At 55.0% G+C, this 23,433-nt stretch carries 23 protein-coding genes; 8 read left to right on the top strand and 15 right to left on the bottom strand.

Annotation, left to right across the window (positions count from 1 at the left end):
• Window positions 1-27 precede the first annotated feature (27 nt).
• From ftsH to ybgC, 9 genes are all read right to left on the bottom strand, one after another.
• The gene (ftsH, locus tag LB462_RS18190) at window positions 28-1,959 is read right to left on the bottom strand and encodes an ATP-dependent zinc metalloprotease FtsH (protein ID WP_224510924.1); all 1,932 of its coding nucleotides are present in this window, start codon (window positions 1,957-1,959) and stop codon (window positions 28-30) included.
• A gap of 96 nt (window positions 1,960-2,055) precedes the next feature.
• A complete protein-coding gene (gene tilS / locus LB462_RS18185; protein ID WP_224510923.1) occupies window positions 2,056-3,435 on the bottom strand; it encodes a tRNA lysidine(34) synthetase TilS in 1,380 nt (459 codons plus the stop codon).
• Window positions 3,410-4,417, bottom strand: coding sequence for a tol-pal system protein YbgF (gene ybgF, locus LB462_RS18180; protein ID WP_224510920.1), 1,008 nt, complete (start codon window positions 4,415-4,417; stop codon window positions 3,410-3,412). Before ybgF ends, tilS begins: the two co-directional genes overlap by 26 nt.
• 160 nt (window positions 4,418-4,577) lie before the next feature.
• Window positions 4,578-5,081 carry a peptidoglycan-associated lipoprotein Pal gene (gene pal, locus LB462_RS18175; RefSeq protein ID WP_112523733.1) on the bottom strand — a complete coding sequence of 168 codons (504 nt, stop codon included), beginning with the start codon at window positions 5,079-5,081 and terminating at the stop codon, window positions 4,578-4,580.
• 230 nt (window positions 5,082-5,311) lie between these two features.
• Complete coding sequence (tolB, locus tag LB462_RS18170) at window positions 5,312-6,628, bottom strand: Tol-Pal system beta propeller repeat protein TolB (protein WP_224510919.1); 1,317 nt, start codon at window positions 6,626-6,628, stop codon at window positions 5,312-5,314.
• A 38-nt stretch (window positions 6,629-6,666) separates the two neighbouring features.
• Window positions 6,667-7,776 (bottom strand): cell envelope integrity protein TolA, encoded by a 1,110-nt coding sequence (tolA, locus tag LB462_RS18165; protein WP_224510917.1) that lies wholly within the window; start codon window positions 7,774-7,776, stop codon window positions 6,667-6,669.
• 6 nt (window positions 7,777-7,782) lie between these two features.
• The gene (gene tolR, locus LB462_RS18160) at window positions 7,783-8,232 is read right to left on the bottom strand and encodes a protein TolR (protein WP_112523739.1); all 450 of its coding nucleotides are present in this window, start codon (window positions 8,230-8,232) and stop codon (window positions 7,783-7,785) included.
• A 45-nt stretch (window positions 8,233-8,277) separates the two neighbouring features.
• Complete coding sequence (gene tolQ, locus LB462_RS18155; protein WP_106667006.1) at window positions 8,278-8,985, bottom strand: protein TolQ; 708 nt, start codon at window positions 8,983-8,985, stop codon at window positions 8,278-8,280.
• Window positions 8,986-9,220: 235 nt separating this feature from the next.
• Complete coding sequence (gene ybgC / locus LB462_RS18150; protein ID WP_224511162.1) at window positions 9,221-9,694, bottom strand: tol-pal system-associated acyl-CoA thioesterase; 474 nt, start codon at window positions 9,692-9,694, stop codon at window positions 9,221-9,223.
• 151 nt (window positions 9,695-9,845) lie between these two features.
• On the opposite strand from ybgC, the gene LB462_RS18145 reads away from it, so the two are divergent.
• A complete protein-coding gene (locus LB462_RS18145; protein ID WP_224510915.1) occupies window positions 9,846-11,003 on the top strand; it encodes a glycoside hydrolase family 5 protein in 1,158 nt (385 codons plus the stop codon).
• Here LB462_RS18145 and ruvB read toward each other — a convergent pair whose 3' ends face one another.
• From ruvB to LB462_RS18115, 6 genes are all read right to left on the bottom strand, one after another.
• The gene (gene ruvB, locus LB462_RS18140; RefSeq protein ID WP_224510913.1) at window positions 11,004-12,044 is read right to left on the bottom strand and encodes a Holliday junction branch migration DNA helicase RuvB; all 1,041 of its coding nucleotides are present in this window, start codon (window positions 12,042-12,044) and stop codon (window positions 11,004-11,006) included.
• A gap of 40 nt (window positions 12,045-12,084) precedes the next feature.
• A complete protein-coding gene (gene ruvA / locus LB462_RS18135) occupies window positions 12,085-12,702 on the bottom strand; it encodes a Holliday junction branch migration protein RuvA (RefSeq protein WP_224510911.1) in 618 nt (205 codons plus the stop codon).
• On the bottom strand, window positions 12,699-13,226 hold the full coding sequence (ruvC, locus tag LB462_RS18130) for a crossover junction endodeoxyribonuclease RuvC (protein ID WP_114431563.1): 528 nt from the start codon (window positions 13,224-13,226) through the stop codon (window positions 12,699-12,701). The genes ruvA and ruvC overlap by 4 nt, the downstream gene beginning before the upstream one ends.
• A gap of 74 nt (window positions 13,227-13,300) precedes the next feature.
• Complete coding sequence (gene rcdA / locus LB462_RS18125) at window positions 13,301-13,834, bottom strand: protease adaptor protein RcdA (RefSeq protein WP_162701766.1); 534 nt, start codon at window positions 13,832-13,834, stop codon at window positions 13,301-13,303.
• A gap of 351 nt (window positions 13,835-14,185) precedes the next feature.
• Window positions 14,186-15,382, bottom strand: coding sequence for an OpgC family protein (locus tag LB462_RS18120; RefSeq protein ID WP_224510909.1), 1,197 nt, complete (start codon window positions 15,380-15,382; stop codon window positions 14,186-14,188).
• 130 nt (window positions 15,383-15,512) lie between these two features.
• Window positions 15,513-16,286 (bottom strand): sulfite exporter TauE/SafE family protein, encoded by a 774-nt coding sequence (locus tag LB462_RS18115; RefSeq protein ID WP_224510907.1) that lies wholly within the window; start codon window positions 16,284-16,286, stop codon window positions 15,513-15,515.
• Between the two features lie 219 nt (window positions 16,287-16,505).
• On the opposite strand from LB462_RS18115, the gene LB462_RS18110 reads away from it, so the two are divergent.
• The 7 genes from LB462_RS18110 to LB462_RS18080 all read left to right on the top strand — a co-directional run bounded on the left by LB462_RS18110 (window position 16,506) and on the right by LB462_RS18080 (window position 23,279).
• On the top strand, window positions 16,506-17,162 hold the full coding sequence (locus LB462_RS18110; RefSeq protein WP_224510905.1) for a thiamine phosphate synthase: 657 nt from the start codon (window positions 16,506-16,508) through the stop codon (window positions 17,160-17,162).
• Window positions 17,163-17,166: 4 nt separating this feature from the next.
• Complete coding sequence (locus LB462_RS18105) at window positions 17,167-18,225, top strand: tetratricopeptide repeat protein (RefSeq protein WP_224510903.1); 1,059 nt, start codon at window positions 17,167-17,169, stop codon at window positions 18,223-18,225.
• A gap of 93 nt (window positions 18,226-18,318) precedes the next feature.
• Window positions 18,319-19,482 (top strand): M20 aminoacylase family protein, encoded by a 1,164-nt coding sequence (locus LB462_RS18100; RefSeq protein WP_224510901.1) that lies wholly within the window; start codon window positions 18,319-18,321, stop codon window positions 19,480-19,482.
• A gap of 145 nt (window positions 19,483-19,627) precedes the next feature.
• Window positions 19,628-20,191: an elongation factor P gene (gene efp, locus LB462_RS18095; protein ID WP_106719145.1), complete on the top strand. Its 564-nt coding sequence runs from the start codon at window positions 19,628-19,630 to the stop codon at window positions 20,189-20,191.
• Window positions 20,192-20,224: 33 nt separating this feature from the next.
• Complete coding sequence (locus tag LB462_RS18090; RefSeq protein ID WP_224510899.1) at window positions 20,225-21,016, top strand: inositol monophosphatase family protein; 792 nt, start codon at window positions 20,225-20,227, stop codon at window positions 21,014-21,016.
• Between the two features lie 209 nt (window positions 21,017-21,225).
• Window positions 21,226-22,248 (top strand): MotA/TolQ/ExbB proton channel family protein, encoded by a 1,023-nt coding sequence (locus LB462_RS18085; RefSeq protein ID WP_112523768.1) that lies wholly within the window; start codon window positions 21,226-21,228, stop codon window positions 22,246-22,248.
• Window positions 22,248-23,279, top strand: coding sequence for a peptidoglycan -binding protein (locus tag LB462_RS18080; protein ID WP_224510897.1), 1,032 nt, complete (start codon window positions 22,248-22,250; stop codon window positions 23,277-23,279). The genes LB462_RS18085 and LB462_RS18080 overlap by 1 nt, the downstream gene beginning before the upstream one ends.
• Window positions 23,280-23,433: the final 154 nt, after the last annotated feature.

Below are 23,433 nucleotides of genomic sequence, written 5' to 3'. Positions count from 1 at the left end.
GCCGTTTGTATAAGTTGGATACCCCATTCAGGACTGTGGCTGAGGCTCTAGACCCTTGTCCGGTTCATCGCCTTTGCGTGGTTTCTTGGCACCAGCCTTCGGGACAGCCGAGCCGCGTGACGGTGGCGTATCATCGCCGAGATCACGAGCGGGCTTGTTGCCTGCCATCAACGCCTTGATCTCTTCGCCAGTAAGCGTCTCGTATTCAAGCAGCCCTTCCGCGATGGCGATCCATTCCTTCTTCTTCTTGGTCAGGATCGTGCGGGCATGGGTATAGGCATCGTCGATCAGTTTACGCACTTCTGCATCGATCAATTGTGCAGTCTCTTCCGAAACGTTCTGCGTGCGTGCAACGGAGTGCCCGAGGAAGACTTCCTCCTGATTCTCGCCATAGGCAACTTGGCCAAGCTTGTCCGAGAAGCCCCAGCGCGTAACCATGGCGCGCGCAAGCTTGGTTGCCTGCTCGATGTCGGAGGATGCACCCGAAGTGATGTTTTCCTTACCGAACTTCAGCTCTTCGGCAATGCGGCCACCCATCATGATGGCCAGTCGGGAAATCATCCACTTGTAGCTCATTGAGTAGCGATCACCTTCAGGCAATTGCATGACCATGCCGAGGGCACGGCCGCGCGGGATGATGGTCGCCTTGTGCAACGGGTCGGCCACCTCGACATTGAGCGCGACAATGGCGTGGCCCGCTTCATGATAGGCAGTCAGTTCCTTTTCCGCCTGGGTCATGGCGGTCGAGCGACGCTCTGCACCCATCATGATCTTGTCTTTGGCGTCTTCAAATTCGAGCATGGTGACAAGGCGCTTGTTTCGGCGCGCCGCCATCAATGCAGCCTCGTTGACAAGGTTCATGAGGTCGGCGCCGGAAAATCCGGGGGTACCACGAGCCAAAACCTTCAGATCAACATTCGGTGCCAGCGGTACATTGCGTGCATGCACCTTTAGGATTTTTTCGCGGCCCGTAACATCCGGGTTTGGTACGACGACCTGACGGTCGAAGCGGCCCGGACGCAATAGCGCAGGATCAAGCACGTCCGGCCGGTTGGTTGCAGCAATGAGGATCACGCCCTCGTTGGCTTCAAAACCATCCATCTCCACCAGCAGCTGGTTGAGAGTCTGTTCGCGTTCGTCATTGCCACCGCCAAGGCCAGCGCCACGATGACGGCCAACCGCATCGATTTCATCGATGAAGATGATGCATGGCGCATTCTTTTTCGCCTGTTCGAACATGTCGCGAACACGCGATGCGCCGACGCCAACGAACATTTCGACGAAGTCCGAACCGGAGATGGTGAAAAAAGGCACATTTGCTTCGCCAGCGATAGCACGCGCGAGCAGCGTCTTACCGGTACCGGGAGGGCCAACCAACAGCACTCCGCGTGGAATACGTCCGCCGAGCCGCTGGAATTTCTGTGCATCGCGCAGGAACTCGACGATTTCCTCAAGATCTTCCTTGGCTTCATCAACGCCAGCGACGTCCTGGAACGTCACACGTCCATGCGCCTCGGTGAGAAGCTTGGCTTTGGACTTGCCAAAGCCCATGGCACCGCGTGACCCCCCTTGCATCTGGCGCATGAAGAATATCCACACACCGAGAATAAGGATCATCGGCAGCCATGAAATCAGCATGCCAACGAGCGATGTCGAACCATCGGATTCAGGCCGCGCGGCAATCTGAACACTCTTGCTTTCGAGGCGGCCGACAAGACCAGCATCCCCGGGTGAGTAAGTCTGAAAGCTTGCGCCATTGTCGGAATAAGTACCCGTGATCCGGTTGCCCGCGATCGTCACCGATTTAACTCGGCCGCTGTTCACGTCGTTGATGAACTGCGAATAAGGTACATCGCTCGACGCCGAACGAGAGCTTGGACTTTGGAAAAGGTTGAACAACGCAATTAGAAGCAAGGCGATAATCGCCCACAGTGCGAAGTTCCTATAGTTAGGATTCATATCGGGTCCCATCAAAACATAACCGCAAGGACGCGGAATTTATACGTAACATAGGTTCGAAGCATGTCCTTGCCAAGGCTGGCGTTCAAACTCACGTCAATTCTTATTAATCTGGTTTACCGGAGAACGCTTGTACTCCTGTAGTTGAAAGGTTTCTGCAACGGATTGAGCAAGGATTTCATCATAGCCCGAAAGAATATGGTCGAACAGGGCAAGGTGCCGCGTCAAAGAAATTCCTTCAGCCAATTTCGCGTGATTACCGAAAGCCGGAACGTCGACAATGTCGCCGTCGAGAAATACGGCAGGGCTCGACAAAGTCGATGGTCGGTGAAAATTGGCTGGGTGGGTATCACCCAGGAACTTCAGCCCCAACACACCGGTCGCGCTGATCCTGATTAATCTGTTGGTATGATTGCCGATCCGGTAGCGACCATCCCAAATGGCAATCCCGTCTGGTTCAATGGCGATGTCCGGCAAAGAGCGCATTTCACGATAGATGACAGCTTTGTTCTTGCAGAGTTGAATAACGCAACGGTTCATTGTGATACGCCCCGACAACCGTTGCGAACAAATATGCTCGAGAGCTCTCTCGCAATTTTCGACCGGCGGCAGATATGATTGCCCGCCCATCGCTGCCATTAGTATGGCCACGACAAGTTGTCGGACGCCCTGCTCTTGCAAAACCAAGTCTGCGCGGCTGACCTCAGCGCGGATTCCATGGTAAATAGTCACGCAATCCGGTAGAAATTCCGCAACCTTATCGTTCAGCGCGCGTCTTCTGCTTGCTTTTTCAACGATCTCGCAGACCATTTCCCGGGAATCCACGAGCCGCAGCGCCTTGCGAATTCGAACGCGCTCGTATTTTGGGTTGTCATTTGAAGGGTCCTCTCGCCAGGCAATTCCTCTGGCGCGGAGATAATCGCGCAACTCTTCCCGTGAGACATCGAGCAAAGGTCGCATGAGCCAAACCTCGCGATCAAGCAAGGTCACCAATGCCATACCGGCCAATCCCCGTTCGCTCCCTCCTTCACCCGTTCGTGCTGAGCGCATGACAAAGGTCTCAATCTGATCGTCAAGCGTATGGCCTGCAAGAATCACGTCGGTACCTGCATCGCGCGCTGCGCGACACAGGAGTTTATAGCGGACATCGCGCGCCTTGGCGGACAGGCCCGTATCCGGTTTGGGTCCGTCCCAGTTCAAGATCCGGTGTTCAATTCCTGCTGTTTTGCAGAGTCCTGCGACAAAATGCGCTTCATCAGCAGATTCAGGTCGAAGTCCATGGTCAATCGTAACGGCAATGATTTTTGGAAAGGTGCTTTGTGCCGCGCGATAGCTGATCAGAAGGTACAACAAGGCCAAGGAGTCACTTCCACCCGACACAGCAACCATGACAGATCTCAGCTCCCTGAAATCAATCGCGTCGAAAACGCTGGCAGGATCAATATCCTGGTCAGCATTTGTTGGCGGCACGTTCATTCTTCACGCGCTCTTTGATCGCTGCAGAAATATTTGGATAGCGGGAATTGACCGAGGCAAACGTCGCACAGGCAACCTCATGATCCTGCATTTTTGCCAGAGTCATGCCAAGCTTCAGAAGATTTTCGGGGCTTTTCTTGGCGTCAGGAAATTGCTTGTGATTATCGAGGAAGACTGAGGCGGCCTCCTGGAAACGCCCTTGGCTGTAAAGCGATTCACCGAGCCAATATCGCGCATCAGGATCCGCCGGATCTTTCGGGAAACGATCCACGTGGCTGCGAAACGCCGCTTCAGCGCTTTTATAGTCTCCAGACAGGAACAGTTGATAGGCTTGGCTATAGAGCACCTTTGGATCATCGGTGTCCGGTAGCGCTGCTACCGTCGTGTTATCTGAAGACGGACCAGCCGGGGTATCATTTCTGGAACCACCAATTACGTTGCCATTGGCATCAAACTCGATTTGTCCAAGCGGACGTGGCGGCTCGCCAAGCTGTGGTGAGCCGGAAGCATCGGTTTGTGGGTCAATGGCAGCGGAATCAGTGGCGTCGGGCAACGAGTTTATTGTGGGCGCAGTTGAGTTGGTGGAGGCATCGGTCGATGCCTCCCCGGTTTTCCGCGAGGGCGTTACAGAGGCAACATTGCGGTCGCTTTTGCCGCCAGCATCGGAGCGCTTGCCCTTTTCCAGTTCCTGGAACCGGAATTCATTGTCTTCCTGTACCTTGCGCATTTGCTCCTGCATTTGCAGAATCTGGAAGTTCAGTTCCTCGATCTTGCCGGTAAGCTGCCTGATCTGTTCCTCCAGCTGGCTGACACGCGGATCGCCTGCCTGCGCCATCAGGACGGGCGCATCGCTCATCATAGTGGTTGCCTTTGGCGTCAGCGAGGGGAAACCATCCTCAACGCTGGAAGCATGGCCCACGCCGGTCGCCAGAAATGGCAGCACCGTCATTGCCAGCACCATTCTCTTCAGTCGTTTATTCATTCCTTTTACCGCCCTGATGTGGGAAATAGAAACACCGCTGGGATTTGCGGCAGCTTATCTAACACGAGCAACGTGACTTCGGCCAAATTTTGTTTTGACCGGAGACCAAACAAAAAAAGCGGCCCGAAAGCCGCTTTTCCCGGATAGAACCAACGGGTTTTTAGCTGCCAGCGCCGCCAAGAACTGTAATGGCGCGACGATTCTGGGACCAGCACGATTCGCTATCGCAAACGGCGACCGGACGCTCATTACCGTAGGAAAGTGTCTTGATGCGCGCTGCAGGTACACCCTGCGATGCAAGGTAGTTGCGCGTCGCTGCCGCACGCCGTTGGCCAAGAGCCAGATTGTATTCACGCGTGCCGCGCTCGTCCGCATGGCCTTCGACCGTGATCGCATAGTTTGGATAGCGCTGGAGCCACTGTGCCTGCTTCGCCAAAGTCTGCTGTGCATCAGCGCGAATGACGGAAGAGTCAACGTCGAAGAAGATACGGTCGCCAACGTTGACTGTGAAATCTTGAGTGGAACCAGGTTTTGCGCTGCCGGCAAGACCGAGATCACCGGCACTGTTGGGCATGTTTTTCTTCGAAGCACAACCCGCAATGGCGAGAGACAGGAAGAGTGCAACGAAAACTGGACTGCGGGCGATCATTTCGAAGCGGCGCATAGCCTGGACTCCTTAAGAATTGAATTGTTTCGGTGAACAAGCAGTAACCATATCGAGGTTAAGGCCCGGTTCAGAAACAGGGTTAATCCACTCTTAACACCAGGATTAACAGCGAATTTCAGAATGTGTTCTGCACCCTAGAGGCACAAATTGAGGCGGAAAGACGACATTCGCGGCAATGTCTTGAAACACGGACGCGATTGTCAGCTGTTATTGGTTTATCCACCGATTCATTCAAGCAGCGGCGACCAGGCAGGATCCGACGCGAGGTTTGGCGTTTGTATCTGGCGCAGATTTCGACCAGTCAGATCGACCGTCGACAGCTTGGGGCTATTGGAACCGGGCGGCAGGCGGAAGAACATCAGCACACGCCCGTTCGGAGCCCAGGTTGGACCCTCATCATGATAGCCGCTGGTCAGAATTCGCTCTCCCGATCCATCGGTCTTCATCACGCCGATGGAGAACTCGCCACCGGATTGTTTGGTGAAGGCGATAAGATCGCCGCGAGGAGACCATACCGGCGTCGAGTAGGAACCGTCTCCGAAAGAAATCCGCTGCGGGTTGGAGCCGTCAGCACCCATCTTGTAGATCTGCGGACGGCCGCCGCGATCCGACTCGAACACCACCTGGCTCCCATCGGGGGAATAGGATGCACCCGTGTCGATAGCTGATGTACTCGTGAGGCGCGTCGTGGTCCGGCTACGCAGATCCATCGTATAGACATTCGCGCTCCCATCTTCCTGCAACAGGCTCATGACGACCTTCTGACCGTCTGGCGAAAAGCGCGGCGCAATCGTCATACCCGGAAAATTGCCGACAAGCTCGCGCTGACCTGTTTCAAGCTGCAGAAGATAAATCTGTGGCTTGCCGCCCTCGAAAGACATGTAAGTGATTTCCTGACGGCTTGGCGAAAACCGCGGCGTCAGGACAAGGTCCTTGCCATTGGTCAGATAGCGCACATTGGCGCCGTCCTGATCCATGATCGCGAGGCGTTTGATGCGCTTTTCCTTGGTACCGGATTCATCGACAAAGACAACGCGTGTATCGAAATAGCCTTTTTCACCGGTAAGCTTCTCATAGATTGCGTCTGCAATAATATGGGCAACACGGCGCCAGCTTTCGGGTGAAGTAAAGAACTGTTGGCCATCAAGCTGCTGCCCGGCGAATGTATCCCAAAGGCGGAATTCGGCCTTCAGACGGCCATCGCCTTGCTTGGTAACGCGGCCCGTTACAAGGGCCTGAGCATTGATAACCTTCCAGTCCTCAAAGCGGGGTGATGCATCGGGATTCGAGATCTTCTCGATGAAAGCCCCTTTGTCGACAGGTGCAAACAACCCGGATCGCTCAAGATCGGCAGCAATCACATTAGAAATATTCGTACCCAATTGATCGCCGGAAAGAAAATCCGTAATTGCTATTGGCATAGGCTCGACAACACCCTTGGTGATATCGAGTTTCAGCTGGGCTTTCGCAGGTAGCGTCGCCACGATCAAAGTTGCTATGACCATCGCGAAAGCTGCACATAAAGTCCGGAGTATTTTTAACATTAGTTCAGGGCCCTCTTTTGGCTGGCCTATAATCGACATCAGGTAGCACCGGGGTGGAACGTCAGTTCAACGCTCGACCAGGTGTCGTATTTATCTTGAGGCAGGTTAAACGGCGCTGATTTCATCACCGCTCGCAGGGCGCTGCTCTTCACGGCGTTCAATAACGCTGTGTCGCCCCCGCTCCCGCTCACCTCTGGCCGGCCGTCAATCTCGCCGCTCTGTGTTAGCTTGAACTTGACGACAATTGTCATTTCAGGCGTTTCCTCGGCGCCAACCGGTTTGTTCCAATTTCCTTCGATGAGTCCACGCAATGCATCCATCTCGCTCTGGCTCAGCTTCGATCCACCCGTGGCTTGGTTTGCCCCTCGAGACGCCTGATCACTTGATCGTTTGGCGCCTCCAGCGGAAGGCTTTTGTTTGTTCAGCAGCTCCGCCACTTGATCAGCGATGCCGTCTTTGTCCTTCGAAGGAGTGGACGCTGTCTGCGTCGGCTTCGGTTTCTCCTGGACCTCCTTGCGATCCGGTGTCTTCGCTGTCTGCGCCGGCGGTGTCGGCTTGGCCTCAGGCTTTGCCACTGTATCGGGCAGTTTGAACGCTTCCTCAGCAGGCTTGTCCACCGGGGGTGTCGGCGTAGGCTTCGCTTCCTCTTTCGGTGCGGGGTCCGATTTGACCTCGTTGATCGCTTCAGCCACCGGATCCGGCTTTACCTCTTCCTTCGGAGCGGGGTCAGTCTTTACTTCCGTCGCAGGTACCGGGATTGGCTTCGGCTCGGGTTGGACTACCGGCTTCGGTTCTGGCTGCGGATCGGGTTTGGCGACAGGCGTCTCAGAAGGCTTAGGTGCTTCGGCGGCCTCTACCGGCTTTGGTTTCGTCTCGGGGGTGGGCTTGGTTTCCACATCCGTTTCGCTGTCACCAACATTTTGAGCGTCAGGTATCGTCTGGGGTTTTTGCGTGGGCTTAGGCATCGGCTTCTCGGCCTTGGGCGCCTTTTTATCACCCTTCTGCAATTGGCTTATATCTGAAACGATATCGATCGGCATCGACTCCGAATTCGCCATATCCATGGGCGTCGGCGAGGAGAACGACAGGAGCCCCCAGCCGATGACCACAGCGTGGATAATTGCGGAGGATGTGACGCTAGCCCGCATGGTTTATCAGTTAACCTCCGGCAGACTGACGAGACCGATATTTTTGAAACCCGAACCAGAAATCTGTGCCATGACCTTCATGATCGTGCCGTAGTCGGCGGATTTGTCACCCTTGACGAAAATGCGTTCGTTGTAGCCAGTCTTGGCAATTGCCTGAAGTTTCGGAACGATCTCCTCCAGCGGAATCTCGGTTTCCTGCAGGTAGATCTGCCCCTGCTGATTGATCGTGACGTAGATCGGGTCAGATTCGCTGTTCAGGGTCTGCGCCGATGTCTCTGGCATGTCGATGGGAACGCCGACCGTCATCATCGGCGCCGTCACCATGAAGATGATCAGAAGCACGAGCATCACATCGACGAGAGGTGTGACGTTGATCTCGCTCATCACGCCCTTGCTGGAGCGTCCGCGTCGCCGCCGTCCACCCGACGAACCGTTGTTACCTATCGACATGCCCATGGCATTAAATCCTGCAATTAACGTATCGGTTTCTCAAATGCGTCCTCAAGTCCGCGGCAGCTTCTCATCGATTTGCCGCGAGAGTATGGCGGAGAACTCGTCGGCAAAGCCTTCCATGCGCGCGGTCAGTTTTCCCGCGTCGCTCGAAAGCTTGTTATAAGCGATGACCGCCGGAATGGCGGCGACCAGGCCGATAGCCGTTGCCAGCAGTGCCTCGGCGATACCCGGCGCGACTACGGCAAGGCTGGTGGACTTGGAACCAGCAATGCCCATGAATGAGGTCATGATACCAATGACTGTGCCGAATAGACCGATAAATGGTCCAGCCGAGCCGATGGTTGCGAGGAACGTCAGTCGTGCTGCGAGGTAGTCGCTTTCCCGGGCCAGCGCCACATCCATCGCCTTGTCGATGCGCATTTGCAGTGCGATTGGCGAACGCGCGCCTTTTTCGAAGGATTTCTTCCATTCCCGCATCGCAGCAATGAAAATTGAACCCATGCCGGTGGTGCGTTTATCACCGAGGTTTCGGTAGAGCTCTTCAAGGGATTGCCCTGACCAGAATATTTGCTCAAACCGGTCGAAGGCGCGCTTTGCCCGGCCAAATCCAAGAATCTTGTCTATGATGATCGCCCAGGTCCAGATCGATGCGCCGAGCAGACCCACCATGACAAGCTTGACGACAAATCCGGCCTGCCAGAACAGCCCCCACAAGGACATGTCCGATGTCTGAACGGCAACCGCTAAATTTTCCATATCTACAATCCTCGAATCCGAAAACCCGGCGTGTCGACCGGGGGCGCAATCGTCTCAATCCAGATGAGCCACGCTTAAAACCGGAATTTTCCAGTAACCATAACGCGGCTTCTTTACGTTAATTTTGGTAAAACGAAGGCGTTAACGTGAAACCTGTCGTCTGCACGTCTTATTCATGATTTGTTATGGTTAAGGATGAGTTTATGTTTTGAGGGCAGCGGGCAATTATCAGCGCTTATTTCTTCGAAGCTGGCTGAAAAAGTTTGATCCACTCCGGCGGGAATCGTCGTGGCCGGCCGGCACCGTTAATCATCGCCGCCTCTACCATCGCCGAAATAAGGAGATCGTCTCCCCGTTTTATGGCCTGCGCCATCCGCACCCTTGCGCCAGATATTTCCGCTGTTCGCGTCTCGATCGTCAACACATCATCGATCCTTGCCGCAGATTTGAAGTCTATTTCCATGCGCCGGACTACCCAAACGATGCTTTCGCCGAGTTTCCCGTCAACAAGCTCTGAGTGGTGAACGCCAAGAAGGCGCAGGTAATCGGTACGGCCCCGTTCCAGAAATTCAAGATAACGTGCGTGATACACAACGCCGGAAAAATCCGTATCGGCATAGTAAACGCGCGCCAGCAAACGGTGGCCGGTATAGGTAATTTCCCCGGCCAGTCCAGTGGCTATTAATGATGAAGAATTGTTTTCGACCATGGCCCTTCCTTTTTGCAGGCTTGGTAGGCATTTTGTCCATAGCCCCCACGAAATAGGATGCGAAGAATTGATTTTCACATTGTTGCGCGTCCTTCTCTGTCTCTTCTGTTTGGTTGCGAGTTCAACGGCGGGGTCAGCCACAACTTTCACCATGGAGCGCGGTCTCAATCTCGAGCTATGGACCACATGGCCCAAACCCGATCGCTGGGACGAACCGGCTGTCCTCGATAATTTCCCCGAATGGCGGCAGGGAACTACCATCAGCGATCTGGAGCATATCCGAACGGCGGGTTTTGATTTCGTCCGCATGCCAATCGATCCCGCCATTTTCCTGGAGGATGCGTCGGAAAACCGCGTTAAAAAACTGATCGCGGAAACGCTCAAAACAGTCGACATGCTGCACAAGGCAGGACTGAAGGTGATCGTCGATTTTCATTCAATTCCGAGCGACGATCGTAAGGTCGATACAAACCACATCCTGGCCGACGAAACACTTTTCGCGCGATACCTGCAGATGGTCGGGCGGCTCGGCAGAGCGCTATCCGAAACGGATGCGGCAACCACTGCGTTTGAACCGTTCAATGAGCCGGTGATCGACTGCGACCCCACACTTTTCCCTAAATGGCCCGCGATGTTGATGCAATTGCATGCGGCTGCTCGTAGCGCGGCGCCAAACCATACATTGATCTTGTCTGGCGGCTGCTGGTCGAGTGCTTACGGGCTGGAAAAGGTTGATCCCGCTCCCATCGGCGATGACAATGTCATCTGGACCTTTCATTCCTATGAACCTTATGTCCTGACGCATCAGGGTGCCGACTGGACAGGAGATTCAATGAGCTATGTGGAAGGCCTGCCCTATCCGCCGGATCTGATGGGCGAAAAAGCATTTGAAGAGCGCCTTGCAGCGATTCGGAAAACAATCGAGACCAAAGCCCCCAAGGAGCGTCGGGAGGAACTGCTCGTCGGGTTCAATGAAATGGCTGGCGGCGTGACTACCTATAAACAAGTTCTCGCCGCCTTGGATGAACCATTCGAAAAGGCGGCAGCGTGGGGAAAGAACAACAACATCCCCCCCGAGCGCATTTTCCTGGGTGAGTTCGGCATGATACGCAGGGAGTATCAAAAAAAGTTTCGCATGCCGTCAGACTGGCGCGCTTCTTATATGAAAGATATGACCGACGCTGCGCACAAACGCGGCTTCCCCTGGTCAGTGTGGTCATGGGGGGGTGCTTTCGGCATTACACTCGATGACAAGCAGCGAGCGCTCGATCCGGTTATTCTGAAAGGTTTGGGGCTAAAGGCCCAGTAATCAGCTGTCTTCCTGGAAAAGGTTGATCTGCTGCTGGATAATATCTGCCGGAGCGTTAAGGCCAAGGTGTTTCCAGGCATTGGCGGTCAGAACTCGCCCGCGTGGAGTACGCTGAATAAATCCCTGCTGGATCAGATACGGCTCGATGATGTCTTCGATCGCATCACGAGGTTCCGAAAGCCCGGCGGCAATCGTTTCGATACCAACCGGCCCGCCGCCGAAATTGTGCGCTATCATCGCAAGATAACGCCGGTCGAGCTGGTCCAGCCCGAGCGAATCGACCTCGAGGCGCAACAGTGCGGAATCCGCCGTTTCGCGGTCGATCTTGTCCTTGCCGTCGACAATAGCGAAGTCCCGCACGCGGCGTAGAAGACGTCCGGCGATACGGGGTGTGCCGCGTGCACGGCGAGCGACTTCCAGCGCTCCGTCATCGGTGACGCCAATACCCATGATCCGTGCCCCGCGCCGCACGATATGTTCCAGTTCTTCGACCGTATAGAAATTGAGCCGGATAGGGATACCGAAGCGATCTCGCAACGGCGTGGTCAAAAGCCCCAGCCTTGTTGTCGCTGCAACCAGCGTAAATTTGGCGAGATCAATTTTTACTGAACGGGCCGCAGGTCCCTCACCGATGATCAGATCGAGCTGATAGTCTTCCATTGCCGGATAGAGAATTTCTTCGATAGCCGGATTGAGACGGTGGATTTCATCGATAAAGAGAACATCGTTCTCTTCGAGATTGGTCAAAAGCGCGGCGAGATCGCCAGCCTTTGCAATAACCGGTCCCGAGGTCGAGCGAAAGTTGACGCCCAGTTCCTTGGCCATGATCTGCGCCAAGGTGGTTTTGCCAAGTCCAGGGGGCCCGACGAACAAGACATGGTCGAGTGCTTCGCCACGCGACTTTGCTGCTTCAATGAACACCTTCAGATTTGCGCGTGCCGCCGCCTGGCCAACAAAATCGGCAAGGGTCTGCGGCCGCAGAGAGGTATCGAGATCCTCGCCGCGCTTGTCCGGCGAAATAAGGCGGCTGGCATCACTCATTCGCGTGTCTTGGCATAGGCCGCTTGTTCACACAACCGCATTAGCGTGACAACTCCTTCAGGCCAAGTCGGATCAACTTGGTGGAATCGGCCCCCTCTCCGGCATCCTTCATCGCAGCGGCAATGGCATTGGCCGCCTGATCGCGCGAATAACCGAGATTAGTCAAAGCCGACACTGCGTCCGTCACCGGAGCGGGAGCAACGCCCTCGCCCAATTCCTGTTTGAGCCCAATCGTCCCCATCGCCTCACCGGCAAAGGCTGGCGCCTTGTTCTTCAGTTCCGTTACGATGCGTTCCGCGACCCGCTTGCCAACGCCCGGCGCCCGGCTGACCATGGCGATATCGCGCAGCGCTATGGCATTAGCGAGGTCGGATGGCGTTAACGTACCCAGCACGCTCAAGGCCACCTTTGCGCCAATACCCTGAACGCCCTGCAACAGTCGGAACCACTCGCGCTCAAGCGCAGTGCCAAACCCGAACAGACGTATCAAATCTTCGCGCACATATGTTTCAATAAGCAAGACGACTGCCTCGCCTTGCCCCGGCATGTTGGAAAGTGTCCGAGCCGAGCAAAAGGCGACGTAACAGACTCCGTGCACATCGACGATCACATGGTCCTCGCCGATTTCGTCGACAGTACCTTTGAGCTTTCCGATCATCCGAGTGCCGCCAGTTTCTGTTCGATGGCAATACGCCCGATTGCGCTTTGCCGATGATGTGCGTGGCAAATGGCAACTGCCAGTGCATCTGCGGCATCGTCGGTGTCGAATATAGCCTTCGGCATCAGCACTTTCACCATCATGTGAATCTGTTTTTTCTCCCCGTGCCCGACACCGATAACAGCTTTCTTGACTGCATTAGGCGCATACTCGGCAACATGGAGCCCGGCAAGCGCAGGTACGAGCAGTGCGATCCCGCGAGCTTGACCGAGCTTGAGCGTCGCCGTGGCATCCTTGTTGACGAAGGTATGTTCTACGGCTGATTCATGCGGCATCATCGCGTGAATCACACCCGCGAGCCCATCATGCAGTTGACAGAGACGAGAGGCGAGGTCGAGCTTTGCGTCTGAAAGAACGGTGCCTGCTGCAACAAAACGTAGTGAATTCCCCAGCGTCTCGATAATACCCCAGCCTGTCCGCCGGAGGCCTGGGTCAATTCCGATAATACGAATCGCTTCTTTCATGCCCGAACCTTATCCATGTGTCGCTCATCTTGACAGCAGAAAGGTGAACAAAAGAGAAACGAATCTGTGCGTTGTTAGCGATGGCCGAACGCGGTCGCCAACAAACTGATCTGATCGGATACAGGATTGATTGAGAGGACCCGCTTTTGCTCGGTACCAGCACCATCATTGTAAATTTCATCGTCCATTTGGCGAACGCGCGCCTGCAGGCGCAATGAGCGGTGCACGATATCGCAATAGGACAGCGGAATTTCATCCCAGCCAACAACTGTTTCAGGCGCCGAATCCGTATCAAGCCGAACTTTGGCTTTTTCTGAAAGTACCTGTTCGAGTGTCATCTCACCGCTACGCGACGCCCGTTGCAAAAGCAGCCACGATGCCACCTGCATCAGACGCGTCGTCAACCGCATTGATTCAGCCGCATAAAGCGTCGCCGCTATGCGCGACAGACGTTTGGCCTCCTCGCGGCCCTCGCCATCAAGGTAGAAAGCCGCTTCTTCCACAAGGCTCATGCCTTCATCGTAGAGATGATTGAAACTCCCCGAGCGGACCATGCGCTCTGCAAGTCTTATCGTGTTGTCTACGTGGAATTCCTGTTCGGTCATCATATGCCCTGTTACCTAAAATGCGCTGCCACGATCCGCGATTTTTCCAAAGCAGTGCTCCCTTACTGGAACAGCAAGCGAGGTATCACAACGGTCGGCTAGCAGTAGTCCCCAGCAACCTGCCTGCATCCTCACAGGAGCGCAAGTTTATCCTTAATAAAGGGTTAACGGCAGGGTTAAACTTTGGATATGAACATAAAAAAAGAGCCGCAAAAACGAGGCGGCTCTCAGGAGTCTAACAGGGAGGCGTCAAACAAAGTGGCCAAACCACTTGGTAAGAATCCAGAAAACTGGATGATCAATTTATAGATTGTAATGCTTAACGACTGGTTAACGACAACAAGAAACTTGAGTTTATCGCGAGGCAACCGCTCTCGTCGCCGGCTTCATTGTCCCTTCCCTCACCTTGCCGGCAACCGCAATTTGAGGCTTGACCGGCTTTTGCAACGGACGCCCGCCCCAACCGATGCGCGGCAGCCATTCGAGATAGTAGGCCAAGGCAAATTGCGCCATGATCCCGCTCGCGATCAGAAGCGTATCGTCCAGCAAACCACCTGGATTCAGGACCTTGACGACCTGTGCCACCATAGCAAGGATCGTACCGGCGACAAAAACCGGCAGCGAATGTTTACCTAGAATGGCCAGCGGATGATCTGGGGCGCGACGGGCGAGATTGGAGATCGCCGGCACGGAGACAATCACATAGGCGAGTGACAGGACATGGGCCAATCGGGTCAACGACAGGAACGTTTTGTCGAAGCCCGTTAAGACCGCCGGCAGGCCCAAGGACGTATCGACACCCCATAACGGCCAACGCACCCAAACCAGTGCAATCAGGATATAAGCCACGGAAAGCCCGAACAAATACTTGTTGAACCCAATGGTACCGCCTCGGCGCACATGCATGATTCCTGCTATCCCGATAACGAACAGGAACTGCCACGACAGGGGATTGAGAAACCACACACCATTAGTTGGATAGTTTGGCGGGGCAATTTGGTACACGCCAGAAACCAGCCACAGCGTCCCTGAGAGCACAACCATGGCAGAAATGCTGATTCTTGCGATTATCAGGAATATTGGGAGCATCAGCAACAATACGCCATACATTGACAGGATATTATTATAGCCGATCTGATGGCCCATCGTCGCAATGCCGATGAGCGCCTTTGCCGGCTGGTCCATCAGCGGACCTATATTGATGAACGACATGAAGTCGGGGCGTTTCAGATAAATGCCTGCAGCACAGAAAATCGCCAGCGTAGCGATTGTCGTGAGAATGTGAGCGCAGTAGAGGGTTGTAGCCCGCCGCCAGGCCTTGAGCGTTATCAGAAGGCGACTGCCCGATTTGAACTTCGAACCATAGGCCAGACCGACCGCGATACCGGAGATCAATACGAACGCCTCGGCGGAGTCGGAAAATCCAAAATTCTTGTGAGTGAGGTTCTCATAGACCGTCCCCGGAATATGATTGATGAAGATCGTCAGAAGAGCCAAAGCTCTGAAAACGTCGATACGGGTGTCCCGCTGTTTGAGCTGGTTCTGTGTCATAGCGTTCACCAATATCCTGTCATGCACGGTCATTCCGCTTCCGGCCTCGATGGAAGCGACTCGCCTGGGAGGCTGTGATTGATAATGTTGACATAGGGCAAAAGTTGCGGTTGCGCCGATCAACTTTCGTTCAAAAATATGACAAGTGGGCAATTCCGTCATAGGTGAGCTTCAGGCCCATCAGCAAAATCATTGCATACATGAATGGATAAAATACCTCCGGTCGCATGCGCTTGACGATCCAGGCGCCAGCAAATGTCGCAAGGGGCGCAAGGGGTACGAGCACAGCGGACGCTTTCAAATTCGTCGCGTCAAATTGTCCAAGAGCAAAGTAGGGAATGACCTTGATCGCATTGATAACGGCAAAGAAAATAACACTGGTGCCATTATAAATCTTCGGATCCTGTCGCAGCGGAAGGGTATAAACCTGGTAGGGCGGGCCACCAGCATGGGCAACAAAACTCGTGAATCCGGCAATCGTCGACCAAAGCGTGGCCGAGGCGCCGTTGTGGGATTGTGCGGTCGCGCGCTGCGTTGCGCTTGCGAAGACATAACGCGCAAAGAAAATGATCGCAACGAGTCCAACGATCAGCTTCACCATGTCGTCCGTCACGATGGAAGCCGTGAGCCAGCCAATACCGACGCCGAGCAGACCGCCGGGCAACATCAGTTTCAATGTGGTCATGTCACGATAGCCGCGCCACGACCAAAGGCTTGCAACATCCATGATGATCAGAATGGGTAGCATGATCGCCGCGGCCTGAACTGGCGGCATAACCAACGCCATGAGCGGGACACCGACCTGTCCCATAGCACCACCAAGCCCACCTTTGGAAAGCCCGATCAGAACCGTGGCCGGGACAGCAGCAGCATAGAACCACGGGTTCATCAGAAGGTCGGGCATGGCGGGGAATCCGGCAGGAAGTACTTCTCCCTTTAACGCTGCTCATGACGATTGAAAAATGCTTTTTTGGAAATATGCTCCGATTTGGTACATAAGATGTTGAATTTGCAACAAGGCAAATCGAAACCTTTGGGTCTGTTCAAACCATCCGCCATCCTCTATGCCCGAATTCCATCACGATTGCCCGGTCTATGAAGAACGATTGTAAGGTCGCAACCCATGAACATCGAACCGACACCTCGACGCTGCCGTATCGTTTTGATCGCCCCTCCGGCTGCAAGCGGGGATGAACTTGCCACGCTACTTGACGATGCGCTTTCCGGCGGAGATGTTGCTTCGGTATTGTTGCCCGCCTATGAAGCGGATGAGGCTTTGTTCCAGACCCTGGCTGAAATTGCCGTTCCGATCATCCAGAACGCCGGTGTAGCAGCAATTATCGTCGGCAACACCCAGATCGCTGGCCGGGTTAAGGCAGATGGTCTGCATATCGAGGGTCCGGCAGCTGACATTGCAGCCAATGTGACGCGCTTTTCGCCCAAAATGATCGTCGGGACCGGCAATATCAAGAATCGTCACACCGCACTGGAAATCGGTGAAGCTCAACCGGACTATGTTCTGTTCGGCAAAATTGGCGCTGACAACAAGCCGGAAGCGCACCCGCGCAACATCGATCTTGCCGACTGGTGGGCTTCCATGGTTGAAATTCCTTGTATCATTCAGGCGGGCAACACCCTCGACAGTATCGCCGATGCCGTAGCAACAGGTGCGGAATTCATCGCTCTTGGTTCGGCCGTTTTTGATGGTGCAGATCCGGCAGGGGCTGTCCGGGAGGCCAACCGGCTTCTTGACGAGCACGCGCCTAAATTTGAGGAATAATTCTATGGGAGCAAGATCAGGAAAGCTCGTCTGTTCTGCTGCGGCCGCACTGATGGCCATGCCGGTTTTTGTCGCGGGAGGCCTTGCCCAAACCTCTCAAACACCTGCGGTGGAACCGACGACGACTCCTGCACCCGCCACGCCGGCCTCGCCCGAAACGACTCCGAAGCAAGCCAAGCCTAAATCACCCAATGATCCCGCTCTCGATACGATCAACCCGACGCGGTTTGGCAAAGGTCCGGAAGATGACGCCTTTGGCGCCTACCAACGCGGTCTCTACAAAACGGCTTACAACCTGGCTTTGCCGCGGGCGGAGGCCGGCGATCCAAACGCCCAGGTCTTGCTTGCAGAAATTCTGGCCCGTGGTCTTGGTGTCCCGATTAACATGCAGGAATCCGCAGACTGGTATGGTAAAGCCGCCGATCAGGGATTGCCAGAAGCTCAATTCCGCTACGCGGTAATTCTGCTCCAGGGGAAATATGCTCCAAAGGACCCCAAGAGGGCCAAGGAATTGATGAAAGCCGCCGCAGACGCTGGAAATGCTCCCGCAGAGTTCAATTTCGGTCAAATCTTGCTGCAAGAGCGACCAGGCGCCACAGGCGTCGAAAACGCTTATCCCTGGTTCCAGAAAGCTGCAGACAAGGGGCTTCCCGATGGCGAATATGCGCTCAGCCAGATTCTCGCCAACGGCACACTGACTATTCCGCGCGATGACGCCAAGGCGCGGCAGTACCTGGCGAAAGCCGCTGTGAAGGGATACGACACGGCTCAACTCGACCTCGGGAGCTGGCTCGTTACAGGTCGTGGCGGAGCAAAAAACTATAAAGCTGGGTTCGGCTGGATGTTGCGCGCGGCAACGGGCGGCAATGTCGCAGCGCAAGCGCGTCTCGCCAAACTTTACCGCGACGGCATTGGCGTCGAGGGCGATTTCATCAAGGCTGCTGCATGGTACATCGTGGCCAAGCGTGCGGGGCTGAATGATCCCGAGCTTGAATCATTCATGGCCGGACTTGATGATAGTCAGACCCAAGCCGCAATCACGGAAGCAAATAAATTGCAGTGAACTGGCCTTGATCCAAGACGTTGACGCGCTGATCATCGACGCAATAGATTTCGGAACGTACCGACACTGCAACCAGCCGATGGGAATCCAAAAATGCCGTTGATCAACCGCGCTCACGAGATGCAGCAACACGTCGCGGAATGGCGCCGGCACCTGCACGAGAATCCGGAGCTCATGTATGACGTGCATGAAACGTCGCGGTTTGCCGCCGAGAAACTGCGCGACTTCGGCTGCGACAGCGTCGAGACCGGCATTGGCAAGACCGGCCTGGTCGGCATTATTCGTGGGCGTCATGGCGATGGGCCAGTGATCGGGTTTCGCGCGGACATGGACGCTCTGCCGATAACCGAAGCGAGCGGAAAATCCTGGACATCCAATATACCCGGAAAGATGCACGCGTGCGGCCATGATGGCCACACCGCAATGCTACTTGGTGCAGCACAATATCTTGCCGAAACCCGTAACTTCAAAGGTACGATCGCTGTCATTTTTCAGCCTGCCGAAGAAGGCGGCGCGGGCGCGCTTGCCATGATCGACGATGGTTTGATGGAGCGTTTCGGGATCAGCGAAGTTTATGGCATGCACAACGCCCCCGGCCTGCCAATTGGTCAATTCGCTACCCGCAAGGGTTCGATCATGGCGGCGACGAACGAGTTCGAGATAACGGTAACTGGTCGCGGCGGCCACGCGGCAAAGCCTCAATCGGCGATCGATCCCGTGGTGATTTCCGCCCATATCATTCTCGCCCTGCAGTCGGTCGTGTCCCGTGAGACAGATCCTCTGAATTCACTGGTCATATCCGTGACACAGCTCAACGGGGGCGACGCATCCAATGTCATCCCGGATATCATTAAGCTTGGCGGTACAGTAAGGACCCTTTCGCCGGAGGTTCGAGCGTTCGCGCAACAACGGCTGACCGAAGTCGCTGAATCGACTGCTGCGGTCTTTGGCGGCAAGGCAGAAGTCAAATATCATCAAGGTTATCCCGTAACGTTCAACCATGAGCGGGAAACCGAGTTCGCGGTCAGCGTCGCCCAGACGATTGTCGGCAACGCTGCAGTGACGACGGACATGCCGCCCGTGATGGGCGCTGAGGATTTCTCCTATATGCTGGAGAAACGGCCCGGCGCCTTTGTTTTTATCGGCAATGGCGATACCGCGAGCCTGCATAATTCAGCCTATGACTTTAACGATGATGCAATTCCTTATGGCATCAGTTACTGGGTATCATTGGCGGAAACGGCGTTGGCCGCCTGAGCTCGCGGGTAAAAATCGGAAGAACGCCTTATGGCTGTTTTCGTGCCCACTCTTGCCTATTTGACGAATTTGTGGTCTTGGAGCGCCATTCTTGACCGCCGCCGCAGGACTGGCGCGGATATCCAACACAAATCCGAGTAGACAAATGAAAATCAACGGCAATGAAATCCGCACCGGCAACGTGATTGAACATGATGGCGGCCTCTGGGTTGCTGTCAGGACCAATCATGTCAAACCCGGCAAGGGTGGTGCTTACAATCAGGTCGAACTGAAAAACCTCATCAATGGTACGAAGCTGAATGAGCGTTTCCGCTCTGCGGAGACCGTTGAGAAGGTTCGTCTTGAGCAGAAGGATTTCTCCTTCCTCTATGAGCAGGGCGAAGCGTTGATTTTCATGGACACCGACAGTTACGAACAGCTCGAACTGCAAAAAGATTTTGTTGGTGACCGCGCCGCCTTCCTTCAGGACGGTATGATGGTGACGGTCGAGCTTTATGATGAGCGCCCGATCGGCATTTCGCTTCCGGACTATGTAACGCTGGCAATCACCGAGGCCGATCCGGTCGTCAAGGGTCAGACAGCGGCGTCTTCCTATAAACCGGCAGTCCTGGAAAACGGCATTCGCGTTCTTGTGCCCCCCTTTATCTCGTCGGGCGAACGTATCGTCGTTGATACAAACGAACTGACTTATGTTCGTCGCGCCGACTAAGCAAATTTTGAATTGACGGAGAAATAACCCGAAATGGCGCGTTCAGCGATTCTCAACGTAATGGTGCAGGCTGCTATGAAAGCCGGCCGCTCGCTCGCTCGCGATTTTGGCGAAGTACAGAACCTGCAGGTCTCGTTGAAAGGACCTGGCGATTATGTCAGCCAGGCCGACAAGAAAGCCGAAGAAATCGTCTACAACGAACTGCGCCGGGCTCGTCCCGACTACAGCTTCCTGATGGAAGAATCGGGCGTTGTCGAGGGCACTGACGGCCAACACAGATGGCTGGTCGATCCGCTCGACGGCACCACCAATTTCCTGCATGGCATTCCGATTTTTGCCGTTTCGATTGCACTTGAGCGCCAGGGCCAGATTGTGGCCGGCGTTATTTTCAATCCAGCCATGGACGAGCTTTATACAGCGGAGCGTGGCGGTGGCGCATTTCTCAACGACCGCCGCCTTCGCGTTTCGGGGCGCAGCAAGCTGGTCGACTCTGTCATAGGTACCGGCGTTCCCCACCTAGGTCGCGGCGATCACGGCAACTACCTCTTGCAGATGCGCAATGTCATGGCCGAAGTATCCGGTATCCGCCGCATGGGCGCGGCCGCTCTCGATCTGGCCTATGTAGCAGCAGGCCGCCTCGACGGTTTCTGGGAAGAAGGTCTTTCACCGTGGGATATTGGCGCCGGTATCATCATGATCCGTGAGGCCGGAGGCTTCGTCACAAATTTCCATGGCGAGCAAGATGTGATCGAAAGTAAAGCTATTATTGCGGGTAATGAGGCAATTCAGCGCGCTCTTCTAAAGACCTTGAAAAAACCAATCTAATCGCTGCATTTGTTGCATGTCCGGAACAACAACGAAGTTTTGCTCAAACAAGAGCAAATTCAGTCTTTCGGGCACCTTTCAATTTCACCATAATTTCGGTTAGGGTCGCAGAAATCGATTTGACTTGCGCGAAAAGCGTGCAGGCAAAGTGATTTTATGTTCATTGTGCACCGGTTAGGTGCACCGGATTGCGATGCGGAGACGACACGATGGCTGATTTCAGTTCGACCCGCCAGGGTATGGACGGCGATGATTTTGATCCTTACCGGCTCTCCAGCCCGCGGTTCGTGCTTTTATCGATGGCGATCTTTCTGGCAATCGTTGCCTTTCTTGCCGCCATTCTATTTCGCCAGATATCGGTCTTCTTCACCACCAATCCCGGTCTCAATGGCTTGATCGTCGGCGTTCTTGTCGTGGGTATCCTCCTTGGGTTTGGCCAGGTAATTCGGTTGTTTCCCGAGGTTCGCTGGGTCAATTCTTTCCGGAAGGGCAACAATGATCCGAATGCCAAGCCAATCATGCTCGCGCCGATGCGCGCCCTCATCGGACGACGCCAATCCATGGCGCTTTCAACCAGCGCGATGCGTTCCATGCTTGATTCCATCGCTGCACGGCTTGATGAAACCCGTGATATCTCCCGTTATCTCATCGGCCTCCTGGTGTTTCTCGGTCTCCTGGGAACCTTTTGGGGACTTCTCGAAACGATCGGCTCCATCGGCCAGACCATCCAGTCCCTCGACCCGCGGGCGGGCGATGCCAATAGCGTCCTCGACTCGCTGAAGGCCGGTCTCCAGTCCCCGCTCCGCGGTATGGGTACGGCGTTCTCCTCCTCCCTCTTCGGCCTTTCCGGATCGCTCATATTGGGTTTTCTCGATTTGCAGGCGGGTCGGGCTCAAAACCGCTTCTACACCGAGTTGGAAAACTGGCTATCAAGCGTCACGGATCTTGGCTCCGACCTGCACGCGCTCGATGCCGCCAGCAGTGGTGCCTCCGATGAACTGCGCGCATTGTCGGAACGCCTGCAAAACATTCAGGAGACCGGCGGCTCGAGCCAGCGCACAACGGCCGCTCTGGCAAGCCTTGCCGAAGGTATCCAGGGGCTTGTGAAGAACATGCGGTCCGAGCAGCAGATGATGCGCGATTGGGTGGAAAAACAGTCCGACGAACAAAAGGCCATACGTCAGACGCTTGCTAAATTGGGCGATGCTATCGCTCGCGACAAGGCAAACTGATGGCCCTAGGTCGCAACCGCAAAGCCATTCGCCATGTTGATTATTGGCCGGGCTTCGTCGACGCGCTGTCGACGCTGCTCCTGTCGATCATGTTCTTGCTCTCGGTATTCGTCCTTGCACAGTTTCTCTTGAGCCAGGAAATCACCGGCAAGGATGCGGTTCTGAATCGGCTTAACTCGCAGATCAATGAGCTTACACAACTATTATCGCTGGAACAGGGCAACAAGCAGGATCTCGAGGATACAATCGCCAACTTGCAGGCTTCACTGACGAGCGCGCAGAATGAGCAGTCGCGGCTTCAGTCGCTACTTTCCCAAGGCGCTGGCGCCGGGGCGGCGGCGGAGGGCAAGATCACCGAGCTGTCGACCGGGCTTGAGAACGAAAAACAAATCAGCGCTCGCGCACTTTCGCAGGTCGAAATTCTTAATCAACAGATCATGGCGTTACGCAAACAGATCGGTGCCCTCGAGGAGGCGCTCAATGCCTCGGAGTCGCGTGACAAGGAATCGAATGCCAAGATTGCTGACCTCGGCAAACGGCTTAACGTCGCTCTTGCGCAACGCGTGCAGGAGCTTAATCGCTACCGCTCGGACTTTTTCGGTCGTCTGCGGGAAATTCTTTCCGACAGGGAGAACATCCGCATAGTCGGCGACCGTTTCGTCTTCCAGTCTGAAGTGCTGTTTCCATCAGGAACAGCGATCCTCAATCCGGCCGGTTCCGAGGAGATGAAGAAGCTTGCAGCTGCCTTGATCGACTTGCAGAAGGAAATCCCTGATGACATCAATTGGGTTCTGCGCGTCGATGGCCACACAGACGACGTCGCTCTTTCCGGGACTGGCCAGTTCAAGGACAATTGGGAGCTTTCATCCGCACGCGCCATTTCCGTCGTGAAGTTCCTGATTGCCAACGGTGTTCCGGCAAACCGCCTCGTCGCCGCGGGCTTCGGCGAGTTTCAACCGCTTGAGCCTGGTGGCACACCGGAAGTACGAGCCCGTAACCGCCGTATTGAGCTGAAATTGACTGAACGCTAGAGCGCTCCCATCATGTCAAAGAACCGGGTGTGCTTTCCCCTTGCCACGCCCGCTTTCGCGTCTGGCCATTGTTTGGATGTTGGGAAGACGGGCGGTCGTCGAAGCGCGTCTTTGTAGATAAGTAGTGCGATCCGAAGACCGCCCGCTAACGTTT

Source organism: Phyllobacterium chamaecytisi (assembly GCF_020164455.1).
Lineage (GTDB): Bacteria > Pseudomonadota > Alphaproteobacteria > Rhizobiales > Rhizobiaceae > Phyllobacterium > Phyllobacterium chamaecytisi.
Note: the sequence above shows the minus strand (reverse complement) of the source record. Positions and strands in the feature narration are given on the sequence as shown.